This window comes from Bradyrhizobium sp. ORS 375, from assembly GCF_000239775.1.
Classification (GTDB): Bacteria; Pseudomonadota; Alphaproteobacteria; order Rhizobiales; family Xanthobacteraceae; genus Bradyrhizobium.
In genome coordinates this window covers 1-10599 of sequence record NZ_CAFI01000234.1, presented here as the reverse complement: position 1 = coordinate 10599, position 10599 = coordinate 1, and the positions used below count along the sequence as shown (strand labels likewise).

Below are 10599 nucleotides of genomic sequence, written 5' to 3'. Positions count from 1 at the left end.
GGGATGCCGGGGGCGCGACCGGCGCCAGCAGCGCAGCCAGCCCGCTGGCCTGCTGCTGGGCTGACGCGAGCGCCGCCGCGGCCTGGCTCGCACCGCCCTTGTCTGCCGCACCCGGCTCGCCCGCCGGAGCGCGCGGCGGAGCAGCGGGCGCACCAGCTGCCGAAGGGGCCGGTGCCGCCGCGCCATCCTGGCTCGCAGTGGTCCAGTCACGCCTGAAGATCGAGAGGTCGAGACCGAAGCTCTGCGCAAATGCGACGACCAGGCCAACGACCACGAGCGCCGCTACGGCGCCGCCACCCCAGATCAATCGTCCGCCGTTTCCGATGCTCGCGCGTTCGATGCTCATCCGGTGATCCGTCCCTGTGCAAACGTGAGCGCGGAGACGACGGCTCCGTCAGCGGGAATCTCTCTTTCCTCATAGCATCATACAAGGCGGAAAGCCATTGCCGGGGCCGCCCGAGGCAGCCGTCGGAGCCACCCAACTGTCACAAGCGTGACGTCAGCGCGCGGGATCTGCGGAAAGATGTGGCGCTGGGTGCCAAGCCGACTCCCCGTTCGGCAATACGTGAGACCGGTTCCGGATGCGGGCGAGACCGAGGCGGCGGCGGATTTTTCTCTTTCGCTTTTCCAGAATTGGTGTATGATCCGCGCATCCTGCCTCGCTGCGAGGGGCGTACGCGTCGTCACGGACGTTGGGGCGGGATGCGGTGGACGCGGCGGCGGTGCACGACGGGCATCGTGGGTCGCGGACGGCGAAGTCGCGTGGTCCTGACCTCCCGACGCTGAGGTCAAGTCGTCGCCGGAGCTGACGCACGGCGCGGATGACGGGGGCAAGACAGCCGGTCCCCGGGGAGATCGCGTATAAGCCGTTAAAACCAGCCGCGCAGGGAATGCCGGGTCGATCGGCTGAACCTGTGGTGACTGCCGCCTGCTTTCTTTTCTGCAGGCGGGCCATGGGTGAGGCCTTCACCCGGCATTCCCCGCGCCCTCGTTACCGAGGGCCGATCTGCCGCATCATTCCGGGCGCCATCGGCGTTGCGGCGAGATTCGCGCGTGTCCGATCATGGCCCGTTCACATTCCCTGCTCAAAGCCGATGCTCACATTCACGCATGCTTTGTCCGCGCGAGACGCTCCCGGCCTCGTCTGTTGCGATCACAGGCTACGGCCGGCCGCCGCTCGACCTGATCGGGCGGCCCTGCGAGATGAAGGCGTAATGTCCGGCGCCGATGCCGCCGACCATCAGCGCCTCGACCACGGGCTCGGCGATCTCGCCCGTCGCCGCCCAGTCGATGACGAAATTGGCGCCGGTGCCGCCGCGGGTGTCCTTGGTCGGCACGAAGATCTCGATGGTCGCGAACGGCTTCAGCGCGACGGGCGCGGACAGATGGGCTTCGACCAGCGCGCCGGCCGTGTCGTAATAGTTGATGCGCCGGAGAATCAGCGGCCGCTGCTCGGAGGCATTGTGGATGCTCAAGGTGACGGAGAAATCGGCCTGCACCCGGCCCGGCGCCATCGTGACGCTCGAATAGACGGGCACATAGACGGCACCGGCAACGGTGGGCGTCTCCGCCGGAACCGCAGTCAGCGAGCTCGCGAAGCTCGTGGTCACGCTGTCGGCGGCCCGCATCTCGGCGCTGGCGAGCAGCAGCCCGACGGCCGCGGCCGCGATGTGACAGATTGCGGGTTTCCTTGTGCGGCGACGCGACATAAGTTGCCCCCTCGGGGGTTGCTTCATGCATGAACTGATCGGCGACATCACGCTCTGCATCCTGTTTGCGTGGGTGCTTGGACTGGCGGCGCACAAATGGCGCCAGCCCTCGATTCTCGCATATCTGGTCGCGGGCTTCGCCATTGGCCCGTTCGGCACCGGTTGGGTCAAGTCCCAGGAATCGATCTCGGTGATTTCCGAGCTCGGCCTGATCTTCATGCTGTTCATGATCGGGCTCGAGATCGACCTGAAGAAGATCATCCGCGCCGGCCCGGTGATTCTCATCGCCGGCGGCGTGCAGCTGCTCGGCGGCGCGGCGCTCGGGATCCTGTTCTTCGTCGCCATCGGCATGCGGATGGGCGCCGAGAGCTATGACGCCCTCTATCTCTGCGTCGCCTGCGCGCTGTCCTCGACCGTGATCATCGTCAAGGTGCTGTACGAGAAGCGCGAGCTCGACACCTTGCCCGGCCGCATCACGCTCGGCGTGCTGGTGCTGCAGGACGTGTTCGCGATTCTGTTCCTGGCGGTGCAGCCGAGCCTCGACGATCTGCATTTCGGCGTCATCCTGCTGTCGTTCGCCCGCGCCGCCGCGCTGGTCGCGATTGCGCTGCTGCTCAGCCGCTACGTGCTGCCGCCGGTGTTTCACCGCATTGCGCGGACCCCGGAGCTGATCCTGCTCGGCGCGCTCGCCTGGTGCTTCCTGATCGGCGAGATCGCCGAGCGGCTGCATTTGTCGCGCGAGATGGGCTCGCTGATCGCCGGCGTGTCGCTGTCGACCTTTCCTTACGCGCTCGACGTCACAGCCAAGGTCACGACCCTGCGCGATTTCTTCATCACGCTGTTCTTCGTCGCGCTTGGCATGACCATCCCGATCCCCACCATGTCGGTGGTCGGGCTGGCGCTGGTGATCGCGCTGTTCACGGTGGCGAGCCGGCTCGTCACGACCTTCACGCCGCTCTACATGATGCGGCAGGGCCTGCGCGCGAGCCTGCTGCCGGCGCTCAACCTCGCCCAGATCAGCGAGTTCTCGCTGGTCGTGATCCAGACCGGGGCCGCCGCCGGGCATCTGAAGACCGGCACCTCGAGCGCGGCGTCGTTCGCCTTCGTGCTGCTGGCGGTGCTCTCGACCTTCGTCATCGTGCGGTCCGATCCGATCGTGCGCCGGACGATTCCGCTCTTGAAGAGGGTCGGCCTGAACGACCTCGATGCAAGCAAGGATGGCGAGGCCGGGCACGAGGGCGGCCACGCCGCCGGCCGGCCGATCGTGCTGCTCGGTTTCTTCCGCACGGCGAGCGCGCTGCTCAGCGAGATCGAGCGCAACCAGCCGGCGCTGCTGGAACAGATCGGCGTGGTCGACTTCAATCCGGTGGTGTTCCGCACGCTGTCTGACCGCGGCATCCAGGTGACCTATGGCGACATCAGCAATGTCGATACGCTGGTGCATGCCGGGGTTGGCCAGGCCGAGCTGATCATCCTCAGCATCCCGGACTCGCTGCTCAAGGGCGCCAACAACGAGAAGCTGGTACGGCACGTCCGCAGCATCAACGCGACCGCCAAGATCGTCGCCACTGCGGATCTGCTTGCCGATGTGAAGGATCTCTACGATGCCGGCGCCGACTACGTGACCGTGCCGCGGCTCAGCGACGCGCAGGTGCTGCTCAATCTGATCCAGGACTCCAGCGCGGGCCTTCTGTCGGAGCGACGAAGCCAGGCCGAGGCCATGCTGGCCGACCGCCGCGAGGTGCTGCCGTGATGCGCATCAGCCCCGATCCACAACACGAGATCTGCCAGACTCAATCGCCATGACCAACAGCCACGTCCACGTCGTCGATCACCCGCTGGTCCAGCACAAGCTCACTTTGATGCGCGAGCGCGACCGCTCCACCAAGGGCTTTCGCGAGCTGCTCAACGAGATCGGCATGCTCCTGGCCTATGAGGTCACGCGCGACCTGCCGATCGAGCTGGTCGACATCGAGACGCCGATCGCCGCGATGAAAGCGCCGAAGATCGCCGGCAAGAAGCTCACCTTGGCGCCGATCCTGCGCGCCGGCGTCGGCTTCCTCGACGGCATGCTGGCACTGATGCCGTCGGCGCGCATCGCCCATATCGGGCTGTATCGCGACCCCAACACGCTGCAGGCCGTGGAGTACTACTTCAAGGCCCCGCAGGATCTGTCCGACCGCACCGTCATCCTGATGGACCCGATGCTGGCGACCGGCAATTCCGCCTGCGCGGCCGCCGAGCTGCTCAAGGCACGCGGCGCCCGGGACATCCGCTTCGTCTGCCTGCTCGCGGCGCCCGAGGGCATCGCGAGATTCAGCGCAGAACATCCGGACATTCCGATCTGGACCGCGGCGATCGACGAGAAGCTGAACGACCACGCCTATATCGTGCCTGGCCTTGGCGACGCGGGAGACCGGATGTTCGGAACGAAGTAGGAGGCCATGATTGATGCCGCCGCGTCATCCCACGACCAGCGAATGGTCAGGACGCGCGCGGAGCGACGCGCAGGATAGCGAAGATGCGTCCGTCGATTACCAGCAGCGCACTCCCGATCACCAGCGCACCAAGGATCTCCCGCAACGAAATGGTCTCGCCGAGCACCAGAAATCCGAGCAGGATCGTCGTCAGCGGGATCAGCAGCGTCACCAGGGTCACATTGGTTGCGCCGGAACGGCGCAGAACCTGAAAGAACACGATGTAGGCGAAGGCCGTCGACAGCGCCGCGAGGGCCGAGATCGCGAGCCAGGTCTGAAGCCCGGGCATCGGCAGGCGCCACGGCTGGTCGACGAGTCCTGCGACGACGAGCATCATCACGCTCGACGCGGACAACTGGAAGGTCGCGGTCGCGAGCGGAGGCGAGTTCGCGAGGTGACGCCGCACCAGCAAGGCGGCGACGCCATAGCTGAGCGATGCAGCGAGCCCGAACAGAATCCCATAGCCGCCCCCAGCGCCATCCATGCCCGACCCGCCCCGCAGGATCACGACGCCGACGAGGCCCACGATCAGGCCGGCGACGCGGCGCACCGAGAGCCCTTCCTCTCCCGCGGCGGCCATCACCGCGATCGTGAACAGCGGCGTGGTCGCATTGAGAACCGCGGCGAGACCCGACGTGATGTAGGTCTGGCCGATCACAATCAGGCAGAACGGCACGACATTGTTGAACAGCGCAACCGCGAAATAGGGCCGCCAGCCCACGATCCCCTTGGGCAAACCGAGCCCGCTCAGGCGCAAGACCGGCAGCAGAATCGCGGCCGCCAGCGCAATGCGCAAGAGCACCAGCGTGAGCGGTGGCAGCTCCTTCAAAGCCAGACTATTGAAGATGAACGAGCCGCTCCAAACCACCGACAACAGGCCGAGCAGCGACCAGTCGCGGAGATCCATCCTGTCGTTGGGAGATGCCATCACCATCAGCCGCTGTTCGAAGTGTGCGAGATCGTTGCAGCGGCGGCGGCAAACTGTCCACCCGCTTTCGGGCGAGCGGAACATCGAGCGCGACGGTCAGTCCTTCGGACGCGAGACCAGCTCGATCATCCGGCCCTCGTCCTCGTCGGGCATCGCGGCCTTCGCGCGGGCATAGGCTTCGACCGCGGCTTCGGCCATCACGGGACGTTCACCGAGCAGTTCCTCGGCGAGCCGCAGCGCATAGGCTGCATCCTTGTGGCGCAGCGCGGAGGTGAAGCTGGCGTCGGCAAAGTTGCGCGCGATCATCCGCGGCGCATGCCGGAGAACTTGCGGGCTTGCCGCCACGCCGCTCTGGATCGCCTCCAGCACCAGGGTCATGTCGAGCCCGGCCTGCTCGGCGATCGCAAGCCCCTCGGCGAGACCCGCGATCTGCATCGCGCCGAGCAGGTTGTTGATCAGCTTGTACACCGTGCCGGCTCCCACCGGACCGAAGTGCCGGATGGTCGAACCGATCGGCGTCAGATAAGGCCGTGCACGCTCGAGGTCGGCAGCGTCGGCGCCGACCAGCAGGGTCAGCTTGCCATTGGCGGCCGCATCGGGCAGCCCGGTCACCGGACAATCCAGATAGATCACGCCGCGCGCATTCAGCTCGCGCGACAGCCGCAGCGCATGATCGCGCGAGACCGTGGAGCACTCGATGGCGATCGTTCCGACCCGCATCGTTGCCGCAGCGCCATCGGGGCCGAGCCACACCGCGCGCGACGCTTCGTCATCGGCGACCATGGTGACGACTGCATCGGCATCGATCGCCGCATCGGCCGGCGATGTCGACCAGCGCGCGCCCCTGCCGATCAGGTCGTCGGCCTTCGCCTTGCTGCGATTCCACACCGCGACGGAATGGCCGGCGTCGAGATAACGACCGGCCATGCCATGGCCCATGCGGCCGAGCCCGATGAAGGCGACGCGCGCCACCGCCTAGTCCACGTCCTCGATCACGGCGCCCGGCGTGGTGCCGAAGGCGCGCTGCGCCAAGGTGGCGGCCATGAACTCGTCGAGATCGCCGTTGAGCACGCCCGATGTGTCGGAGGTCTGCACGCCCGTGCGCAGATCCTTGACCATCTGATAGGGCTGCAGCACGTAGGAGCGGATCTGGTGGCCCCAGCCGATCTCGGTCTTGGCGGCCTGATCGGCTGCCGCCTTCTCCTCGCGCTTCTTCAGCTCGATCTCGTAGAGGCGTGCCCGCAGCATGTCCCAGGCCTGGGCGCGATTCTTGTGCTGCGACCGGCCGGCCTGGCAGACCACCGCAACGCCGGTCGGGATGTGCGTCAGCCGAACCGCCGATTCGGTCTTGTTGACGTGCTGACCGCCGGCGCCGCCCGACCGCATCGTGTCGACGCGGACGTCCGACTCCTTGATGTCGATCTTGATCGAGTCGTCGATCACCGGGAAGATCTGCACCGACGAGAACGAGGTGTGGCGGCGCGCGTTCGAATCGAACGGCGAGATGCGCACCAGACGATGCACGCCAGCTTCGGTCTTCAGCCAGCCATAGGCATTGTGGCCGGAGATCTGGATGGTCGCCGACTTGATGCCAGCTTCTTCGCCGAGCGATTCTTCGAGGAACTCGACCTTGAAGCCGTGGGTCTCGGCCCAGCGCGTGTACATGCGCAGCAGCATGGAGGCCCAGTCCTGGCTTTCGGTGCCGCCGGCGCCGGCGTGAACCTCGAGATAGGTGTCGAACTTGTCGGCCTCGCCGGATAGCAGAGCCTCGAGCTCGCGCCGCGCGACCTCCTTCTTCAGCTCCTTGAGCGCGTTCTCGGCTTCCGTGACCACGCCCGCATCGTCCTCGGCCTCGCCGAGCTCGATCATCTCGATGTTGTCGCTGAGCTCGCGCTCGACCTTGCCGATGCCGGTCAGCGAATCCTCCAGCGAGGTCCGCTCCTGCATCAGGCGCTGAGCTTTTTGGGGATCATTCCAGAGGTTGGGATCTTCGGCGAGCTTGTTCAGCTCGGCCAGCCTTGCCGTCGATGTCTCGACGTCAAAGATGCCTCCTCAGCAGCCCGACCGACTGCTTTATCTCTTCTACGATTTTTTCGATTTCGGCGCGCATGTCGCTCTCTTCAAGCCGCGGCACGAAATACCGCGGCAATCATCTCTCCTGGGGGATGTAGCGGTGCGCGGTGCAAAGCGCAATCGCCATGCACCGCATCGCCCGGAGTTTCATGGGGCCTAATACAGGCTGCCCGTGCCCGGACGGATGATGAAGCTGCCGGCATCAGGCTGGCCGCCGCTCTGCGATGGCATCATGCGTCCGTCGGCATCGGCCACGCCGATCACCGAGTAGTTGTCCGGCGGCGCCGTACCCGGCTTGAACGCCTCCATGATCGTGCGGCCACCATCGCCCGGGCTCGCCCGCATGCCGGTCTTGGCGTCGACGCGGACCAGCTTGATGCCGGCGGGGATCTTGAACGGCGTGGCCGGCTTGTCGGCCAGCGCGAGCTTCATGAAGTCCTTCGCGATCGGCGCCGCCAGATGGCCGCCGGTCGCGGCGTTGCCCTTACCCAGCGGACGCGGCTTGTCGTAGCCCATATAGATCGCGACCGCGAGGTCGGGCGAGAAGCCGACAAACCAGGCGTCCTTGGCCTCGTTGGTGGTTCCGGTCTTGCCGGCGATCGGCTTGCCCACCTCCTTGAGCACGGTCGCCGTACCCGCCTGCACCACGCCCTCGAGCATCGAGGTGATCTGGTAGGCGGTCATCGTATCCAGCACCTGCTCGCGCCGGTCGACCAGTTGCGGTTCGCTCTGGTTCTTCCAGCCGTCCGGCGCGTCGCAGCCGCGGCATTCGCGGGCGTCGTGCTTGAAGATGGTGTGGCCGTAGCGATCCTGGATGCGGTCGATCAGGGTCGGCTTCACCCGGCGGCCGCCATTGGCGATCATCGAGTACGCCGTGACCATGCGCATCGCCGTGGTCTCGCCCGCGCCGAGTGCGTAGGACAGGTAGTTCGGCAGCTCGTCATAGACGCCGAAGCGGCGTGCATATTCCGAGATCAAGGGCATGCCGACGTCCTGCGCGAGCCGCACCGTCACCGTGTTCAGCGACAGCCGCAGCGCGTTGCGCAGAGTCGTCGGTCCGAGATATTTGCCGTTGGAGAAGTTGTCGGGACGCCAGACCTGGCCGCCCTGCCCCTGGTCGATTTCGATCGGCGCGTCGACGACCTGAGTCGACGGCGTGTAGCCGTTGTCGAGCGCCGAGGAATAGACGATCGGCTTGAACGACGATCCGGGCTGCCGGTAGGCCTGCGTCGCGCGGTTGAACTGGCTCTGGTCGAACGAGAAGCCGCCGACCATCGCCAGCACGCGCCCGGTGTTCGGATCCATCGCCACCATCGCGCCGGACACCTCGGGCAGCTGCTCGAGGCGATACTGGCCCTCGACCGGGTTGCCTTCCTTGAACAGCGGATCGGCATAGATCACGTCGCCCGGCTGCAGCACCTGGGCGACCGACGTCGGCACCTTGCCGCGGCCGTTGCCGGTCGCCGCACGCGCCCACTTCACACCGTCGAGCGTGATCAGGCCAGTCTGCCGTTCCTTGCTGACGGCGCCGCCGAGCTCGCGCGGCGGCTGGAAGCCGATGCGGGCCGACTGGTCGCTGGTCTCCAGCACCACGGCCATCCGCCACGGCGAGATGTCGGAGAGCGATTTGATCTCGGCGAGCTTGAGTCCCCAGTCTCCGGAAATATCGAGCTTGGAGACGGCTCCGCGGTAGCCCTGCTCCTGATCATACCGGACGAGGCCGGCGACCATGGCCTTGCGCGCCATCACCTGGATCTTCGGGTCGAGCGTCGTGCGCACCGACAGACCGCCCTCGTAGAGCTTCTTCTCGCCGTAACGCTCGAAGATGTCGCGCCGCACCTCCTCGGCGAAATATTCGCCGGCGAAGATGTGCGCGCCAGTGTTGCGCGACGCGATCGTCAGCGGATCCTTGCGCGCCTTATCGGCGTCGGCCTGCTTGATCCAGCCGTTCTCCAACAGACGGTCGACGACATAGTTGCGGCGCTCGATGGCGCGGTCGCGATTGCGAATCGGATGCAGGCTGCCGGGCATCTTCGGCAGCGCAGCGAGATAGGACGCCTCGGCGACGGTGAGCTCGTTCACCGACTTGTCGAAATAGACCAGCGACGCAGCGGCGATGCCGTAGGCGCCGGAGCCGAGATAGATCTCGTTCAGATACAGCTCGAGGATCTTGTCCTTCGAGTAGGTGCGCTCGATGCGCATCGCCAGCAGCGCTTCCTTGATCTTGCGCGCGAACGAGACCTCGTTGGTCAGCAGGAAGTTCTTGGCGACCTGCTGGGTGATCGTGGAGGCGCCCTGCGGACGCCTGTTCGAGCCGAAGTTCTGGGCGTAGACCACCGCGGCGCGCGCCATGCCGGTGAAATCGATGCCGCCGTGCTCGTAGAAGTTCTTGTCCTCGGCGGCGAGGAAGGCGTTGATCACGAGCTTGGGAACCGCCTGGATCGGCAGATACAGCCGGCGCTCCCTGGCATATTCGCCGACCAGCGAGCCGTCGACCGCGTGAACGCGGGTCATCACCGGCGGCTCGTAGTCCTGCAGCTGGGAGTAGTCGGGAAGGTCCTTGGAGAAGTGCCAGATCAGGCCGGCTGCCGCCGCGACGCCGACGAGGAAGACAACGGTACCGGCCGCGAACAGGAATCCCAGAAACCGCACCAGAAAGCGCATCGGCAAATATCCGTTCCAACTCTCGTTCATCTCTCGGCTTGGATGCCGCGCCCGTCGAAGGGGCTGCCGCCAAATCACGCGGTTGGCGTCAATGCCACGCAATCCATGCAGAAGACCGCATGGTCAAGCCTATCAGCGGTCAAGCCTATCACAAGTCTGCAGAGAAGGAATCATCACGTGATTCCGGGTGCCTCGCGGCCCGTTTATACGGCGGTTGCTGTGGCCAAACTAGGGCTTTGCACGCGGCGCGGCAGGCTTGTCGGGCTTCTCGCCGCCGACATTGGCGACCCGTTTGGCCAGGAACGCGTCGATTGCCCGCGCCATCGCGTCCGCGCTGCGCGCCCGCCACGCGTCGGACAACAGGTTCCCCATGTCGCCCTTGTTGGAGACATAGCCGAGCTCGACCAGGACCGACGGAACATCGGGCGCCTTCAGCACCCGGAAACCAGCCGATTTCAGCGGCCGCTTGTGCATATGCACGGCCGTCTTCATGTCGTTCATCAGCAGGCGGGCGAACCTGTTGGAAAACGTACGCGTTTCGCGCCGGGCCAGGTCGAACAGGATGTCCGCGACATCCGCCGGCTCCTCGGTGAGATTGACCCCGCCGATCTGGTCGGCGCGGTTCTCGGCCTCGGCCAGCCGCTCCGCCTCCACGTCCGAGGCCTTGTCGGACAGCGTATAGATCGTTGCGCCCTGGGCATTGCCCTCGCCGCGCGGCAGGGCATCGGCGTGGATCGAGACGAACAGC

The 10599-nt window shown here is 66.1% G+C and carries 8 protein-coding genes and 1 pseudogene; 2 read left to right on the top strand and 7 right to left on the bottom strand.

The window, feature by feature from the left end; all coding sequences use genetic code 11:
* Positions 1-346 (bottom strand): annotated as a pseudogene (locus tag BRAO375_RS18835) (peptidoglycan-binding protein); the annotation flags it as partial.
* 814 nt (positions 347-1160) lie between these two features.
* Positions 1161-1709, bottom strand: coding sequence for a DUF3124 domain-containing protein (locus BRAO375_RS18830; RefSeq protein WP_009029048.1), 549 nt, complete (start codon positions 1707-1709; stop codon positions 1161-1163).
* Positions 1710-1734: 25 nt separating this feature from the next.
* Between BRAO375_RS18830 and BRAO375_RS18825 the strand changes: the two genes are divergently transcribed.
* Together BRAO375_RS18825 and upp are read left to right on the top strand one after the other, a co-directional pair.
* Positions 1735-3462, top strand: a complete 1728-nt coding sequence (locus BRAO375_RS18825; RefSeq protein WP_009029047.1) for a cation:proton antiporter — start codon at positions 1735-1737, stop codon at positions 3460-3462.
* Positions 3463-3511: 49 nt separating this feature from the next.
* Positions 3512-4147: a uracil phosphoribosyltransferase gene (gene upp / locus BRAO375_RS18820; RefSeq protein ID WP_009029046.1), complete on the top strand. Its 636-nt coding sequence runs from the start codon at positions 3512-3514 to the stop codon at positions 4145-4147.
* A 46-nt stretch (positions 4148-4193) separates the two neighbouring features.
* Here the strand turns inward: upp and BRAO375_RS18815 are convergent, their stop codons facing one another.
* The 5 genes from BRAO375_RS18815 to BRAO375_RS18795 form a co-directional block, all read right to left on the bottom strand.
* Entirely contained in the window at positions 4194-5114 is a 921-nt protein-coding gene (locus BRAO375_RS18815) for a DMT family transporter (protein ID WP_035641093.1), read from the bottom strand.
* A gap of 96 nt (positions 5115-5210) precedes the next feature.
* Positions 5211-6086: an NAD(P)-dependent oxidoreductase gene (locus BRAO375_RS18810; protein ID WP_009029044.1), complete on the bottom strand. Its 876-nt coding sequence runs from the start codon at positions 6084-6086 to the stop codon at positions 5211-5213.
* A 3-nt stretch (positions 6087-6089) separates the two neighbouring features.
* A protein-coding gene (prfB, locus tag BRAO375_RS18805) for a peptide chain release factor 2 (protein WP_139031417.1) occupies positions 6090-7224 on the bottom strand; the annotation gives its coding sequence in 2 pieces (ribosomal slippage) (positions 6090-7154 and positions 7156-7224; 1134 coding nt in all).
* 119 nt (positions 7225-7343) lie between these two features.
* Positions 7344-9851, bottom strand: a complete 2508-nt coding sequence (locus BRAO375_RS18800; protein WP_035641086.1) for a penicillin-binding protein 1A — start codon at positions 9849-9851, stop codon at positions 7344-7346.
* 228 nt (positions 9852-10079) lie between these two features.
* A partial coding sequence (locus BRAO375_RS18795; protein WP_035641084.1) for an N-acetylmuramoyl-L-alanine amidase family protein occupies positions 10080-10599 on the bottom strand: 520 nt, incomplete at its 5' end.

Bases quoted from the DNA above. Each gene is read 5' to 3' on its own strand.
- BRAO375_RS18800 (WP_035641086.1), bottom strand. From the start codon at position 9,851: ATGCGCTTTCTGGTGCGGTTTCTGGGATTCCTGTTCGCGGCCGGTACC.
- BRAO375_RS18815 (WP_035641093.1), bottom strand. From the start codon at position 5,114: ATGGCATCTCCCAACGACAGGATGGATCTCCGCGACTGGTCGCTGCTC.
- BRAO375_RS18830 (WP_009029048.1), bottom strand. From the start codon at position 1,709: ATGTCGCGTCGCCGCACAAGGAAACCCGCAATCTGTCACATCGCGGCC.
- BRAO375_RS18825 (WP_009029047.1), top strand. From the start codon at position 1,735: ATGCATGAACTGATCGGCGACATCACGCTCTGCATCCTGTTTGCGTGG.
- upp (WP_009029046.1), top strand. From the start codon at position 3,512: ATGACCAACAGCCACGTCCACGTCGTCGATCACCCGCTGGTCCAGCAC.